General features: G+C 33.1%; 11 protein-coding genes and 1 rRNA gene. 1 reads left to right on the top strand and 11 read right to left on the bottom strand.

Annotated features, from left to right (window positions below; all coding sequences use genetic code 11):
• The 9 genes from KMP12_RS06440 to KMP12_RS06400 all read right to left on the bottom strand — a co-directional run.
• Positions 1-112: ribosomal RNA gene (locus KMP12_RS06440) — 16S ribosomal RNA — on the bottom strand; the annotation flags it as partial.
• A 788-nt stretch (positions 113-900) separates the two neighbouring features.
• Positions 901-4,818, bottom strand: coding sequence for a YSIRK-type signal peptide-containing protein (locus KMP12_RS06435; protein ID WP_215756918.1), 3,918 nt, complete (start codon positions 4,816-4,818; stop codon positions 901-903).
• 267 nt (positions 4,819-5,085) lie between these two features.
• Positions 5,086-5,286 carry a cold-shock protein gene (locus KMP12_RS06430; RefSeq protein WP_215756917.1) on the bottom strand — a complete coding sequence of 67 codons (201 nt, stop codon included), beginning with the start codon at positions 5,284-5,286 and terminating at the stop codon, positions 5,086-5,088.
• 225 nt (positions 5,287-5,511) lie between these two features.
• The gene (locus tag KMP12_RS06425) at positions 5,512-5,736 is read right to left on the bottom strand and encodes a KH domain-containing protein (protein WP_215756916.1); all 225 of its coding nucleotides are present in this window, start codon (positions 5,734-5,736) and stop codon (positions 5,512-5,514) included.
• Between the two features lie 9 nt (positions 5,737-5,745).
• Positions 5,746-8,187: a leucine--tRNA ligase gene (gene leuS, locus KMP12_RS06420; RefSeq protein ID WP_215756915.1), complete on the bottom strand. Its 2,442-nt coding sequence runs from the start codon at positions 8,185-8,187 to the stop codon at positions 5,746-5,748.
• Between the two features lie 190 nt (positions 8,188-8,377).
• Positions 8,378-9,592, bottom strand: a complete 1,215-nt coding sequence (locus KMP12_RS06415; RefSeq protein ID WP_215756914.1) for a lipid II:glycine glycyltransferase FemX — start codon at positions 9,590-9,592, stop codon at positions 8,378-8,380.
• Between the two features lie 129 nt (positions 9,593-9,721).
• Positions 9,722-10,744: a UDP-glucose 4-epimerase GalE gene (gene galE, locus KMP12_RS06410; protein WP_215756913.1), complete on the bottom strand. Its 1,023-nt coding sequence runs from the start codon at positions 10,742-10,744 to the stop codon at positions 9,722-9,724.
• Positions 10,745-10,918: 174 nt separating this feature from the next.
• A complete protein-coding gene (locus tag KMP12_RS06405) occupies positions 10,919-12,286 on the bottom strand; it encodes an MFS transporter (protein WP_215756919.1) in 1,368 nt (455 codons plus the stop codon).
• 1 nt (position 12,287) lies between these two features.
• The gene (locus KMP12_RS06400; protein ID WP_215756912.1) at positions 12,288-13,484 is read right to left on the bottom strand and encodes a M20 family metallopeptidase; all 1,197 of its coding nucleotides are present in this window, start codon (positions 13,482-13,484) and stop codon (positions 12,288-12,290) included.
• A gap of 274 nt (positions 13,485-13,758) precedes the next feature.
• Between KMP12_RS06400 and KMP12_RS06395 the strand changes: the two genes are divergently transcribed.
• Positions 13,759-14,667, top strand: a complete 909-nt coding sequence (locus tag KMP12_RS06395) for a LysR family transcriptional regulator (RefSeq protein ID WP_215756911.1) — start codon at positions 13,759-13,761, stop codon at positions 14,665-14,667.
• A 226-nt stretch (positions 14,668-14,893) separates the two neighbouring features.
• On the opposite strand, the gene KMP12_RS06390 is transcribed toward KMP12_RS06395, so the two are convergent.
• Complete coding sequence (locus tag KMP12_RS06390; protein ID WP_215756910.1) at positions 14,894-15,748, bottom strand: BRO family protein; 855 nt, start codon at positions 15,746-15,748, stop codon at positions 14,894-14,896.
• A gap of 20 nt (positions 15,749-15,768) precedes the next feature.
• Positions 15,769-16,481, bottom strand: a 713-nt coding sequence (locus tag KMP12_RS06385) for a restriction endonuclease subunit S (RefSeq protein ID WP_215756909.1), incomplete at its 5' end; no start/stop codon positions are given.

The following is a 16,481-nucleotide window of genomic DNA, read 5'->3' as shown; positions in this document are numbered from 1 at the left end:
CGTTCGCCGCTAAAAGTTGTTGGTGCAAAGCTCCTACATCTTTTCGCTCGACTTGCATGTATTAGGCACGCCGCCAGCGTTCGTCCTGAGCCAGGATCAAACTCTCCAAATTTTATTTGTTTGTTTGTTTAGCTCTTTTAAAGTTTTTGTTGTCTTTTTTAACTTTTTTTGGAATTAACGTTGACTTTTTCTTTTAGTTTTCAATGTTCAAGTTGCTGCTTTTTTTACAGCTTTTATATTCTATCATTCTATTTTTTCTTTGTCAAGTTCTTTTTTGGGTTTTTTTAAAAATTTTTTAAATGTTTTTAAAATTGTTTAAAAGCATTTTTTATTTTATGAACTTTTGCTTGTTTTTTTCTATGAATTGTTGGTCTTTTAGGACTTTTTTATTCTAGCATTTGTTTTTGTTTCTTGTCAAGTGTTTTTTGGGTTTTTTTAAAAACTAGCTCTAAAGAATATTATTCTATTTATTAGCTGTGAATAAGTTTATTTTCTTAGATGCTTAAACAGTATATATTTATAATCTTTACGCCATATAGCATATATAATAAAATACTAGTGCTACTTTCTTTATAGTAAATTATATATTATTTTTTAAATTATCTTATCTTAATTCTTTTTTTACTTCCTAATAAACTTGTCTAATAATTAAAAATAAGCTCCTAGTTAATTATAATAAACTTGCATTTTTATATTTATTTTAATAAGTAATTTTCTGTGAAATTAGAATTTTAAGCTCTATCTAATGATAAAATAAAAAATATTTAGACCAGATTTTTATCTAGCCTAAATATTTTTCTATATATTATCTTACTTTTAAATTTTAAAATTATTAGTAAGTAATTGAAATATACATATTTTATCTTAAGTTCTAGTAATAGTATTATTTTATGTTAGTTTTTATACACTTACTTCTTTATCATATTCTACTTCAAGAGTTTGACTTCCTTTACCGTCTTTTAAATCATATTCAATTTCTAATTTCAGTTTATATTTTTCACCGCTTGTTAGATCACTAAGCATATATGAAAAATCCATATTTCCTAAAGTTATGTTTTTAAAAGTAGAATCATCACTTGCTTTTTTAATTATAAGTTTTCTACTAGTAATACCCTCTCCATTAATATCAAAGAATACATTTAAAATACCGTCTTCTTCTTCAGGTTCAGTAAAACTAGCAGTTGGAGCTGCTAAAGCTTCATCTTTCATAGCTATATTAGCTTGATTCTTTCTAACTAATTTAAGTTTATTACTTTCTTTTTTTAATTTGTAATTTGAAGCATCACCACTTTTTTCATTAAATTCTATACTTGCATTTACCTCATCTAAATTACCACTTCCAACAGTAAGATATATTCTTTCATTTGATTCATCAGTTATTTCGAATTTTTGTGGATTAATTGACAGATTTAAGTTGCCACTTATATTATTTTTAACATTTATACTTGAATTTAATCCTAATTTTATTTTTCCACCATTTGATTTGATATTTCCTATATTCATATTAGTAGATGATGCTACTTGGACACTATCATTGGCATTTTTCATCTCTAATGTATCAATATCTTTAACATTATTAGAAAAAGTTACACTTGAATTGTTTAATGTGATATTGTTTATCTTATTTTTAATATCTAATTTTTTATTACCATTTCGGTTTTTTAGTATTAAGCTACTATTGCTTGCATTGCTAGCATCAATATAGTTTATATCACTATTTCCTTCTAATGTTATACTAACTTCTCCAGTATTCATATGATTTCCACTTGATAGACTTATACCCATAGGATTGCTACTTGATGTGTCGATTCTAGTATGAGCGTCAAGTTTTAGTTTTGTTTTCCTGCTTGTATTCTTATTCATATTAGCAGTTATAATTTTTTTAAAGGCAGTTCCCGTGTAAGATTTTCCATCTCTTCCTTGAACGTGTTCTGTTGGAGCTGGTGAGTTTTTAAAAATAACAGTAACATCTTTTTCTGTTGCAACATCACTACTATCACTACCTACTACTAAGATAAAAGCATCTTGATTTTGAGTACCCATTGGTCTTGTTGTTACATTATCAAAGGTTACACTAGAGTGGTTAGTATAGATATATTGAGGGGTAGAACCATCTTGCGTGCTAGATAGTGTTATGTTTTTTAGTACTGTTTTGTCTCCTTTAAATGAATAGCTTAGGTCTCTACCAGAAATTGTATATCCCTGCCCATCAATAGTTATAGATTTACTAGTAGTTAGGGTACTATTGTTCATAGATGTTGATAAATTAACATCTCCCAGTAAGACGACAGCTTCCCCATCATTTGCGGCCTCTATAGCATCCATTAGGTCATTATATGGATTTTCTTTACTTCCGTCTCCATTAGACTCAGCACTGGTATTTACATATAACTTTTCTGTTGGTTCTGGTTCTGGAGCTTCTTCTTCCATGTCCTCAGTTTCTGTATTCTCAGCTGGAGCTGTTTCTGCTCCAGTGTCTACCATTGGTTGAGATGCTGGACTTGCATCATTTCCTGGCATTGATCCAGCTCCTGGACTTGCTTCTGTTCCAGCAGTTCCTGGGTTTGCTTCTGCCTCTGGTCTTGATTCTGGTTGTCCACTTCCTGCAGGGGCTGCTGGACTTGCTGGGGCTGTTGGGCTTGCTTCTGCCATACCCTCAGCTCCTGGTTGTCCACTTCCAACTGTTCCTGATTCTGGTTCAGCTCCTGCCATTGCTCCAGGGTTTCCTGCAGGGGCTACTGGGCTTGGTTCTGCTCCAGTTCCTGGGTTTGCTTCTGCTGTATTTTCTCCCATTGCTCCATTGTTTTCTGCTGGGCTTGCTGCTGGCATATCTCCACCAGTTCCTGGCATTGATCCAGCTTCTGGTCTTTCTTCAGCTCCTGGACTTGCTTCTGCCATGCCCTCATTATTTCCTGGTTGAGTTCTTACAACTGTTCCTGCTTCTGCTCCAGTTCCTGCTGGTTCTGCTCCTGTGTTCTCAGCTGGTGCTTCTGGTGCTGCTGGGCTTGTTGCTGGCATATCTCCACCAGTTCCTGGCATTGATCCAGCTTCTGGTCTTTCTTCAGCTGCTGGGCTTGGTTCTGTTCCTGTGTCTGCCATTGGTTGAGTTTCTGGACTTGCATCATTTCCTGGTTGAGTTCTTACAACTGTTCCTGCTTCTGCTCCAGTTCCTGCTGGTTCTCCAGATTCTGCCATCGCTCCCCCGTTTTCTGGGCTTGCCGCTGGCATCTCTCCATTATTTTCTGCTGGGGCTGTTGGTTGCCCTGAGCTTGCTTCATCTCCTGGCATTGATCCAGCTTCTGGTCTTTCTTCAACTCCTGGACTTGCTTCTGCCATGCCCTCATTATTTCCTGGTTGAGTTCTTACAACTGTTCCTGATTCTGGTTCAGACTCTGCCATCGCTCCACCATTTTCTGGGCTTGCTTCTGCCTCTAGGCTTGATTCTGGTTGTCCACTTCCTGCTGGGGCTGCTGGACTTGCTTCTGGGGCTGTTTCGCCACTTCCTGCTGGTTCTGGGGCTGCTTCTGCTCCAGTGTCTGGTTGAGATTCTGCCATTGCTCCAGGGTTTCCTGCTGGTGCTGTTTCGCCACTTCCTGCTGGAGCTTCTGGACTTGCATCATTTCCTGGCATTGCTCCAGCCTCTGGTCTTGATTCTGCTCCTGGACTTGCCGCAGTCCCTGCTTCTGCTCCAGCAGTTCCTGGGTTTGCTTCTGCCTCTGGACTTGATTCTGGTCCTGCTGGGGCTACTTCACCTCTTCCTGCTGGACCTGTTTCTGCTCCTGTGTCTGCCATTGGTTGAGATTCTGTTCCTGTGTTTTCAGCTGGGACTTCTGGGCTTGCTGCTGCCATATCTCCACCAGTTCCCGCTGGTTCTGCTCCTGTGTCTGCCATTGGTTGAGATTCTGTTCCTGTTCCTGGGCTTGTTGCTGGCATCTCTCCACCAGTTCCTGGCATTTCATGATTTACTGTATTCTCAGCTGGAGATTCTGGGGCTGTTGGACTTGCTTCTGCCATACCCTCCTCATTCCCTGGTTGAGTTCTTACAACTGTTCCTGATTCTGGTTCAGCTTCTGCCATTGCTCCAGGGTTTCCTGCTGGTGCTTCTGGGCTTGCTGGAGCTGCTTCTTCAGATTCTGCCATATTCCCACCAGTTCCTGGACTTGCTCCAGTTCCTGCTGGTTCTGCTCCAGTTCCTGCTGGAGCTGCTGGGCTTGTTGCTGCTCCTGTGTCTGGTTGAGATTCTGTTCCTGTTCCTGGGCTTGTTGCTGCTCCTGTGTCTGGTTGAGATTCTGTTCCTGTATTCTCAGCTGGTCTTGATTCTGCTCCTGGACTTGCTGGGACTTCTGGGCTTGCCGCTTGGATATCCTCCTCTACATCATAGCTTATTCGCACTTTATAGCTATCTTCCCCTGTTTGGGCTTCAAAGGCTAGTGTTTTTCTTACCAAAGCTGTATTAGGTAGTACTCTTTTCCCTTCTTTTTTTACTTCTATTTCTTCTTCTTCTTCTGCTTTAAGTTTTGCTATTTTACTTAGGTACTTATTGCCTTTTTGGTCATATATTTCTACACTTACATTTTCTACATCGTGCAGGGCTTTTGCTTTTAGGAATATTCTACCCTCTTTTTTATATAATACACCTAATATTGAATCGTCTTTTGTCTCGCCTATGTAGCCGTCTTCTTTATTATATTTTGTTTCTAGCCCTTTGGGTTCTTGGGCTTCTGTCTTTATATTGCTAGCTACTAGGCTTAAACCAACCGCTATTGACACTGCGCCTACTGTTAGCTTCCTTATAGCATATTTCTTCTTCTTGTCCATTTTTTCCTCCTATTTAACTTATATTATTTATTATAGTTTATTTATATATTATTAGAACTTTTATTAAAATTATTTTTAGACAATTTACCTATGTTTTATAAATTATAATATATTTTATTAAAATATGCTATAAAAATATCTTAAAAAATAAATATTTTTCCCTAAAATTATAAAATTTTACTTTATTAATAAAACTCCAAGAAAATATAGCAAAAAATAAAAAAGCCAGAGAAAAATCTCTGACTTTTTAACTTAAAATATACCTTATTAAAGAACAACTACATTTGCAGCTTGAGGACCACGATTTCCTTCTTCTACTAAAAATTCTACCTTGTCCCCTTCTTTAAGAGTTTTGAATCCTTCTTTAGTGATAGCTGAAAAATGTACGAATACATCTTTTCCACCCTCTACTGAAATAAATCCAAATCCTTTTTCTTCGTTAAACCATTTTACTGTACCTTGTTGCATAAGCTCGGTCTCCTTAAATTTTATTTTTTATCAATACCTATTTAATATAATTTTTGCTCCAAAGATAATAAATAAAAAATAAACCACCGTTCACTTACATAACTTATACCTATATTACAATTATTACTTTAATACTTTATTGATTTTATATATTATACACTATTATTTTAAAGATTACAAGATAAAAGACCTAATTTTTAAAATTTAAAAACTAGGTCTCCTTTCTTATTCAGCTATATTGAAATAAACTTTTTTTGTGAAGTTTGTAGAATTTAGTACTGTTCTTATGGCATTAATAGTCATACCCTTTTTGCCTATTATTCTTCCGCAATCGTCTGGGTGGACACTTAGAACATAATGCTCTCTAGCATTTTTTATAAATTTTTCTATTTTTATTTCTTCCTTATGTTCTACAATTTCACTAACAATATTATAAATTAATTCTTCCATATTTTCTCCTTATTTTACAACCAAGTTTACTAATCTATTTGGAACTGAAATTACTTTTACAAGATTTTTTCCTTCTATTAATGTTTGAACTTCTTTATTATCTAAAACTTGTTTTTCTAGTTCTTCTTTTGACAAATCTTTGGCAAGTTCTAATTTTGTTCTTACCTTACCTAACACTTGAACAACTATTTCTACTGTATTGCTTACAAGTTTGCTTTCGTCATAAGTCGGCCATGAAGCATAGGCTAAAGTTTCTGCATTGCCATATATAGCCCACATTTCTTCTGCTAAGTGTGGTGCAAATGGAGCTAGTAATTGAATAAATCCTAAAGCGTATTTTTTCGGAATAAATTCTGCCTTGTTACAGTCATTTACGAAAACCATAAGTTGTGAAATTGCTGTATTGAATTGTAGATTTTCTATATCTTCTCCAACTTTTTTTACTGTGAAATTGTAACTTATTTCTAAATCAGTATTATCCTTGTCGACAATTTTTTCACTAACTTGATTTGTTTCTTCATTGACAAGCAAGCGATAAACTCTATCTAGGAAACGGCGTGAACCGTCTAAACCATTTGTTGACCAAGCTATCGACGCATCAAGTGGCCCCATAAACATTTCGTAAACTCTTAGTGTATCAGCTCCGTGTGATTTTACAATATCGTCTGGATTTACTACATTGCCTTTTGATTTCGACATTTTTTCTGGTTTGCCATTTTTACTTTCTGCTAAAATCATACCTTGATTGAATAATTTTTGGAAGGGTTCTTTTGTTGGAACTAGTCCTAAATCGTATAAAACTTTGTGCCAAAATCTTGCATAAAGTAAATGCAGAACTGCATGCTCAGCTCCCCCTATATAAATATCAACTGGCAACCAATATTTTAATTTTTCTGGGTCAGCAAATTTTTCGCTATTATTAGGGTCTATGTATCTTAAATAGTACCAGCAAGAGCCAGCCCATTGAGGCATTGTATTAGTTTCTCTTTTTCCTTTTTTACCAGTTTTTTGACAAACTACATTTACCCAATCACTTAGATTAGCTAGGGGTGATTCTCCTGTGCCAGATGGTTTTATATTGTCTGTTTCTGGTAGCAGTAGAGGCAATTCATCTTCAGGAACAGTCGTCATTGTTCCATCTTCCCAAGTAATTACTGGTATTGGTTCTCCCCAGTAACGCTGGCGAGAGAATAACCAATCACGTAGTTTATAGGTTACTTTTTTCTGACCTAAATTATTTTTTTCTAAAAATTCTATTGCTTTTTCTATGGCTTCAGCCTTGTTAAGTCCGTCTAAAAATTCTGAATTGATGTGTTCATTATCTTCTAAGTGGACAGATTTTTCAACATCTCCACCAGCTATTACTGATATAATCGGCAAATTAAATTTTTTAGCAAATTCAAAATCTCGCTCGTCGTGGGCAGGTACTGACATGATAGCCCCAGTTCCGTAGGACATAAGAACATAGTCAGCTATCCAAATCGGAATTTTTTTATTATTTATTGGATTGATTGCATAAGCCCCAGTAAATACTCCTGTTTTATCTTTGTTAAGGTCGGTACGTTGCAAATCAGATTTGCGTTTTACTTCTTCTAAGTATTTTTCAACTACATCTTTTTGTTCAGGGCTTGTAATTTTTTCTACTAATTTATGTTCAGGAGCTAATACACAGTAGGTTGCTCCAAACAAGGTGTCAGGACGTGTTGTAAATACTGTAAATTTCTCGTCATGTCCAAAAATTTCAAAATCTACTTCTGCTCCCTCAGATTTTCCAATCCAGTTTCTTTGCATGGCTTTTAAACTTTCAGGCCAGTCTAATTCTTCTAAATCTTGAAGTAATCTTTCTGCATATTCTGTTATTTTTAGAACCCATTGTCGCATAGGTCGGCGTTCAACAGGATGACCTCCACGTTCTGAAACTCCGTCTACTACTTCTTCATTTGATAAAACTGTTCCCAAAGCTGGACACCAGTTTACAGGAACTTCATCAACATAAGCCAAGCCCTTATTGTATAATTGAATAAAAATCCACTGCGTCCACTTGTAGTAGTTAGGGTCTGTTGTATCAACTTCCCTATCCCAATCATAAGAAAATCCTAATTCTTTTATTTGGCGACGGAAGGTGTCAATATTTTTTTTCGTAAATTCTCTCGGGTCATTACCAGTATCCAGGGCATATTGTTCAGCAGGTAAACCAAATGCGTCCCAGCCCATAGGATGAAGAACATTATAACCCTTAGCCCTCTTATATCTACTCAATATGTCAGTTGCTGTATAACCCTCTGGATGTCCTACATGCAGACCAGCTCCTGATGGATAAGGAAACATATCTAGGGCATAAAATTTTTCCTTAGACATATCGTCGCTTGTTTTAAAAGTTTTATTTTTTTCCCAATAATCTTGCCATTTTTTTTCTATTACTCTATGGTTAAACACTTTTTCACACTCCATTCTTCTTACATTGTTTACATTATAGCAATTTTTAAATTTTTTAGCAATGCTTTATTAAGTTAAGATTTTTCTAAAAAAATAATATTTTCTGTTTAGAATTTTTATTTTTTAAAAATTTTTTCTTATACAAAAATTAAAAATTATTTTATTTTTCTAAAATAAAAAACTGTAAAATAAATATTTTACAGTTTTATCTTCTTATTAATTTTAAAATTTTTCTGCGTAAAGGCAGACCATAGTCATACATAAACTTATAAGTTTTGCTAATGGCGTAATCAAACTCTCCGTAATGTTCAACTACATTTGGATTAAAATTAGACTTGTAAAGTAATAATCCATCTTCAAGGCTACCTTCTACACCACCCATAGAAGTTTTTACTGCTCCCATTTCAAAAAATTTCTTCATTGTTTCTACATAGACCTTGTATTGAGCAGGGATTTTTGAAAATTTACCGTTCATACCGCCATAAAGAATTTCTGAACTTAGGCCGTATTTAACTGATATTACCGAAGAAATTACGTGTCTTTCTTCATGAGTTTCTTCATATAAGTCTTCAAAATATTTTATTAAACCTTGTATTCCCTGCAAGCTCTCTTCAAGTTTATATTTTTTCTTACGCATCTTCTCATTAAGACTAGCTATTTCTTCTAAAATTTCTTCTTCTTTTTGCCTGCAGTTACTTAGTGAATTTTTAACATCCATGTAGGCTGTATAAATTATACAGTCTTTGCCGTAAATTTCAAAAAGATTTTCAAAATATTCCTTATTACGTAAAGTAATATTTTTTCTTTGCTCCGTACCCGATAGGGCAAACATCAAGTCATCTAAACCATTTTTGTCCATACACTGTGTTTCAATTAATATTTTTTCTGAATTTTTTAATAATCTATGTGTGCGTTTTGGCAGTTCAGCTTCAAAATTTTCGCTCAAATAGGTTACAGCTTCAAATCTTGGTTGGATAGTGTCGCTCATTTGCAAAGTAAAGCCCTTGTGCTTGAATTTAGCCTTTTTAAAAATTGACATGATACTTTCTTTTTTGCTATCTTCTTTAGCTTCAAGAAATTCTTTTTTAGGGGCATTTTTCAAGGGTTCAGGAATATCTATTTTTAATAACTTAGCCTTATTTTTTTTTGCATATAATTTTAAGTTTTTTAAAAAATATTCTAAGAGTTCTGCATTATTATAATCAAGAATGGGACCTCTCGGTAGATACCATAGACCGCTTCTTGTTAAAATTTGTGCCGTCGCTAAAACGTTAGAATTATCATCTATGACAGCAAGTCTTTTATACCCCCAAGTATTTTTTACTTTTACCCAGCCAGGAGATTGAAAAATACTACAATTTATATTTTTTTCTACAAATTCATTATATTTTTCTATGCTTATATTATCTATAAATTTCATTATATTTTTCCTTTATCAATATTTTGACTATCAACTTCTAAAATTTTATTACTTAAGTAAATTTTAAAATTTTATAAATTCTCAAAATAATTATGGAGTAGCCCGCTAAAGTCTACTCCAATATTATTACTATTCTTTATAACCGTCTGGATGTTTACTTTGCCAACGCCAAGAATCTTCACACATTCTTGAAATATCATATTCTGCCTGCCAGCCTAACTCTTCTTTTGCCCTGCTCGCATCAGCATAGCAAGTTGCAATATCTCCGCTACGACGCTCGGTAATAACATAAGGTAATTCTCTACCCACGGCAATACTCATATTTTTTATAACATCAAGAACTGAATAGCCCTTTCCAGTTCCTAAATTATAAACAGATAAACCAGAATTAGCTGCTAATTTTTTAAGGGCTAGAACATGACCTTTTGCCAAGTCTACAACGTGGATATAATCACGCACCCCAGTTCCGTCATGTGTGTCATAGTCATTACCAAAAACATTTACTTTTTCTAATTTTCCTACTGCCACTTGTGATATGTAAGGAAGTAAATTATTTGGAATGCCGTTTGGGTCTTCTCCCATATCTCCACATTCATGAGCCCCTATCGGATTAAAGTATCTAAGTAACACAATATTCCATTCTTTATCAGCCGTATAAACATCTCCTAAAATTTGTTCTAACATTAACTTAGTTCGTCCATAAGGATTAGTTGCTGAAAGTGGAAAATCTTCTTTTATAGGCACTGTATGCGGGTCGCCATATACCGTTGCAGAAGATGAGAAAATTATATTCTTACAATTATTTTTTTTCATAACTTCACACAAAACTAGCGTACCAGAAATATTATTGTCATAATAAGTCAGAGGAATTTGGCAAGATTCACCTACTGCTTTTAAACCTGCAAAGTGGATAACACCAAAAATATTTTTTTCTTTTTTAAAAATTTCATCAATTTTTTTCTCGTCACGAATATCTGCCTTATAAAAAGTCAAATCTTTACCAGTTATTTTTTTTACTACTTCTAAACTTTTTTCATTAGCATTATATAAGTTATCTACAACTACAACTTCATAACCTGAATTTAATAATTCAACACAAGTGTGAGAACCGATATAACCAGCTCCACCTGTAACCAATATTTTTTTTGTCATAATCTGAAACACGTCTAATATAGACTTCTCCTTATTCCAATATATGATAATTCTATATTATATTAATTAGAATGTCAACAAAAGCTAAAATTGTAAACTTAGTTTTAAACTTAATATTAAAAAACCCAACACAACTAACTAAATTTAGATTAGTATGTGTTGAGTTAAAATTATTTATTTTTTCTTAGGTATTATAAATACTATTGACATGATTGCAAATATACAAAATGCTACGTTAGTAATTAATCCGTAAGTTGCTCCAGCTGTAAAATCTTTGCCAGATGCTAAACCATTATAAACTGCTGCTGATATCGTAACTCCGATAGCTCCACCTAATGAACTTGCCATTTTATAAATTCCTGCTGCAACTCCAGCTTTTTCGTTTGGTACACTTGAAATTGCTGTATCTGTTGAAGGTGTTGCATAAATTCCAAGACCCGTTCCGAATAAGGCATAACCAATAAATACTAAAACAAAATAAGTTGAACCTTGAACCATTGTTAAAGCCATAAGAGCTATCCCGATAGCATTAATAAGAGTACCAATTAACATTGGTTTTCTTGAACCCATTTTTTGTAATAATTTTTCTCCGATACGGATAGTAATTAAAACACAAACTAGATAACCTAAAGACATCATACCGGCTTTTTGAGAATTTAAGCCACGACCTTGTTGCATGTAAGAATTAATTACAAATAATGTTCCAGCTACTGCATTAAGTAAAAAGTTAGAAATTGTTGCCCCTAGGTAACCTTGATTTTTGAATAAAGAAAAATCTATAAAAGAATTGCTTTTACTAACTTCAACTTTGTAGAAAACATATAGACCAACAATTACTACTGCTATTAAACCTAATGTTAGCGGACTTAAGAAACCTAATTCTTTTCCTTTAGAAATTCCGATATTTAAGGCTAGCATTGTTATTACAAAAATAGTTAATCCTACATAATCGAAACTTTGTTTTTTATCAGATTTAACTTTACTTTCTGGAGTTCCCATAATTAGTAAAATACTTATTACTGAAACAACAATCGAAATAATAAATACATACTTCCAACCTAGTGAACTAGAAACTGCCCCACCAAATAAAGAGCAAAGACCAGAACCACCCCAAGAACCGATTGACCAGTAACTAACTGCACGTTGACGTTCTGCTCCGTCATAATAAGTTTTAACAAGTGCCATTGTTGCTGGCATAATAAATGCGGCAGCAAGACCTTGCAAGGCACGACCTACTATAAATAAACCTGAACCAGTCGCAACTACTAATAGGGCTGAGCCTATAATATTTAAAACAAGACCTATTAAAGAAAATTTAACACGACCTAATTTATCAGCTAAACCTCCAGCTGCAACAATAAAAATTCCAGAAAATAGAGCCGTTATTGAAATACCGATATTCATAGCACCAGCTGAAATTTTTAAAGTTTTTTGTACGTCAGGTGCTATATTTAACATTGATTGGGCAAATAACCAAAAAGCTAAAACTGCTAGTACAATACCGATTAATAATTTATTTGTTCCCTTGTAATTTGTTTGCATTTTATTCATTCTCCTTTAAACATTCTAATAAGGCTGTTGCCATAGCTTTGGCAGATATTAATATTGATTTTTCATCAATATTAAATTTTGGATTATGGTGTGGATACATTACAGACCCTTCTTTATAAGCTCCTACATAAAAGAAACAACTTGGTTTTTCTTGTGCATAATAAGCAAAATCTTCTGACGGTGTTTGCTTAGGACACTCAAGAACATTTTTAACTTCTGCTATTTTATTTTCTTCTAGTGATTTTTTTACTAGAGTTGTAACTTCATAATCATTTACCAAGACCGGATAATCATTTTTGTAATCAAGTTCATATTCAAGACCAAAGGCTGAACTGATACCTGCTAATAATTTTGTAAATTCTTTTTCGATAACATCACGGGCTTCTTCATTCATAATACGAACATCACCCTCCAAAGTTACTTTTTCTTTTATTACGTTAGCAGAACCCACTCCATCAAATGAACCAATAGTAACTACTGCTGTATCAAAAGGATTTACTCTTCTACTAATTATAGTTTGCACCGCAGTTACAAAATGAGATGCCGCAACTATCGTATCATTAGCAATATGTGGCATTGAACCATGACCACCCTTTCCTTTTAAGGTAACCTTAAAATTTGCTCGTCCTGTTTGAATTGCACCTGCCCTGTACTCAACATTTCCTGTTGGCATTGTACTCATAACATGAATACCTAAAACTGCGTCTACATTATCAAGAACTCCAGCCTCAACCATAGATTTTGCTCCACCAGGTGGCACTTCTTCTGCTGGCTGATGAATTACCCTAACATTACCGCTTAATTCATCTTTTAATTCAATAAGCGTTTCTGCCAAAACCAACATATAGGCTGTGTGTGCGTCATGACCACAAGCGTGCATTACTCCTTTTTTCTTTGAAGCATAAGGTAAACCTGTTTCCTCTTGAATTGGTAGAGCGTCAAAATCAGCACGAATAGCAATAGTTTTTCCTGGTTTTGCTCCCATAATATCAACAACTATTCCGTAGCCATCACCAACATTAGTTTTTACCTGACAATCCTTATCTTTATAAAAATTTTTTATATACTTTGCCGTCTCAGTTTCATAAAAAGATAATTCTGGATTTTCGTGCAGATAACGACGAATTTCTATCATGCGTTCTTCTTTTTCTTCTAAAATTTTATAAATTTTATTTAAAAGATTATTCATAATTAATACTCCTTTTATTTTTCTTAACTTAATTTTAATAGACTTAAAATTTCTTGTAAAATTCCTTTTAAAATAAAAAATATAACCAAATAGTTATTTTTAAAATTTAGTAATTATTTAAAAGAAAAATTAAATTTATTTTATTTAATAGCTTTTATAGAAATTTTTCTGTATAATATATATCAACTTGTTATAACACTAATAAATTATAAAATTTTTAAATATAACTAAATAGAATTTTTTTATAACTCTTTAGTTATTTACAGGAGCTTATATGGATAATAAGAGAAAATTAGACTATCTTACTAAAATTATTACAAGTAAAAATATTACAAAGGCAGCTACTGAACTTTTTGTATCGCAACCCTACTTGAGTAAATTTATTAAAAATATTGAAGAAGAATTAGAAATTAAAATTTTTCAAAAAATAAATGGGCAAATAAATTTAACTTTTGCAGGGGAAAGATACCTTAACTATCTGACTGAAATAGATAAGTTGGAACAGAAAATGCAGAGTGAATTTGACTTGATACGTAATAACAAAAAAGGAAAAATTCGTCTGGGTATAAATCCAGCTTTGGCAACGGCTATGTTATATAAGGTTATACCCCAATTTAAACAGACAAATCCTAATATTATGATTGAATTATTTGAGAAAAATCAAAATATTTCCGAAGAAATGTTAGAAAATAACCAGCTCGATGTTGTTATTGGTATGTCGCCCATATTCAATGAAAAATTATCCTATAATATTATCTACACTGAAAATATGTATTTATTCGCTCCCAAATCTAGCAAACTATATAATGGTAAGATAAAGGATATTACAAAATTTTCTAAGTCCCTAGCCCTCTTAAATAATGAACCTATAATTTTAACACCCTTGCAATACGGCATAGGAAAAATGGTAGAAAATTTTTTCAAAAAAAATAATTTAGAATTAAATACTTCTATTACGACAAGTACCGTACCGACAGCAGTCAATCTTGCTAAATCTGGTATGGGCTGCACCTTTATTCCAGAAAATTTAATTAATAATTATCTTGAAGAAGATGCTACAATTTATAGTTTTAAGAAAACTGATATTAAGGCTGAATATATAGCAATCTTTAGAAAAAATGAACAGCTACCACAAATAACTATAAATTTACTCAATACCATTCTTGAAAACTTAAAAAAATAAAACTTACAGTTAAAAATATCTGTAAGTTTTTATTTTTAAGTTTTAATGAAATTTGTAGTTGGTTTTGAGTAGAAAAAAGATAAGAAAATTTTATTTTTTTAAAATTTATTTTCTTTAGTGTCTGCTTTTTTTACTTTACAATGTTTTATACATTTACTCTACAACTTTTATTTTTAAAGAGTAAAAATTTATCACAGTTTGATTATTTCTTATCTTTTTTGAAATTTTATTTTTTATCTTCTGAAATTGATTTTGTTACATCACCAATCAATTTTCCAAAATCAATAGCATTTTTTGATGTTATTACAGCTTGCCCTGTTTCTTCTTCAATTTCTTTTCTAGCATTTCCTGCAATAGAGCCACCACGTTTTGCAACTTTTTTATTTTCTTCTAATCCTTGTGGATTGGTTGCATTGGCAAGTTCTGTCGTTGTAGCTTCTGCAAGCATATTTAATACTAGTTCAAGTGTAGACATATTATCTCTAAGGTTTTGTTTCTTTAAACCTTTATAGTCTTTATATTGTCTTGTTGTCATACCTGTCCAAGCCTTAGTAATTTCATTTGTAAGGATTGCATACTCTCTACCCTCTCTTACTCCATGGTCTTGCCAAGTATCAGTTAATTCTTTTCTAACTTGAATAGCTTGTAGTCTTTGGTTAATCCATTCTCTTGTATAGCCTTTTTTTAGATAAGTTTCTAAGGCTCTGTCGATTGTTAGTTCCGGGTCAATTATTTCATCAATTCTTTCTTTACCTACTTGGGCAAGCCACATCTTAAATGGTTCTGCCTTGGGTGAAGGTATAGATTGTATGATACGGAAAATTCCTTGCATATCGGCAACGTCTGTATTGTATTTTTTACCGTCTGAAGATTCTAATTTCAGTTGTCGACAAATTGTCGACAACTCACTTTTTTCTTCGGTTGACATCCTTTTTTTTACACGATACCAATAATCTCTAGGATTTGTACTCTCCGTCAAGACTGCGACAACATCAATTATGCTAAAATACCAGTCTTCTTTGTCCCTATCCCAAATCGAACGTATCTTATTGCCCTCAAATAATTTTATTTCATTATTCATATTTTAACTCCTTATATTTTTTACTTCCTCTTCACAACCTCTTTAGTTGCTTGAATTTTTTTATCAGCGTAAAGTACCACGTCTTTAATAACTAACTTCTGTACGGCTGATACTAGGGTATTTATAAATTCAAAGTCAATTTGACCGTTTTTGGTTGGGAGTTGGATAAATTCTTTTTTTACTTTTTCCCAACCTGCTTTGTTTTCGTAGCCAAATTTTTCTTTTATTGATTTTTCTATCGAAGATGATAAAAAATATAATATATGATTATTAACTTCAAAAAATGGTTTTATTAGATAAGCATTATATAATACTCCTGTTCTCTGTGGTTGAGGATATACAGAACCTGTTGAAATTGCACCATCATTTATTATATCTATTGTCATTCCTGCACTTTCAAAATCAGAACTTCTTCCGTAATACATAATTCCATTATCTCCGTATTTTGCATTTACTAATGGTATATTAAATTCTGCTGTCTTTATTTTTGATACATCTGTTTCTTTATTGAATTTTGCTTTTTTAAATTTTAAATTTAGTTTCTCAAACAAATCCCCAATCCTAAACTCTGCCCAAGTAAGTTTATCTGCTAAGACAAGGTCTAGAGCCTCACGCTCAAGAGTGGATAACTTGTAGTTATCCAAGCCGCTTACTGTCAAGTAAGCGGCTAGCTCGCTTATACGCTCCTCTTCTAGCTCGCTTATATAAGCGTCCATAAATTCAAAATCAATTT

It is taken from the genome of Gemella sp. zg-1178 (assembly GCF_018790995.1).
Taxonomy (GTDB): domain Bacteria; phylum Bacillota; class Bacilli; order Staphylococcales; family Gemellaceae; genus Gemelliphila.
Note: the sequence above shows the minus strand (reverse complement) of the source record. Positions and strands in the feature narration are given on the sequence as shown.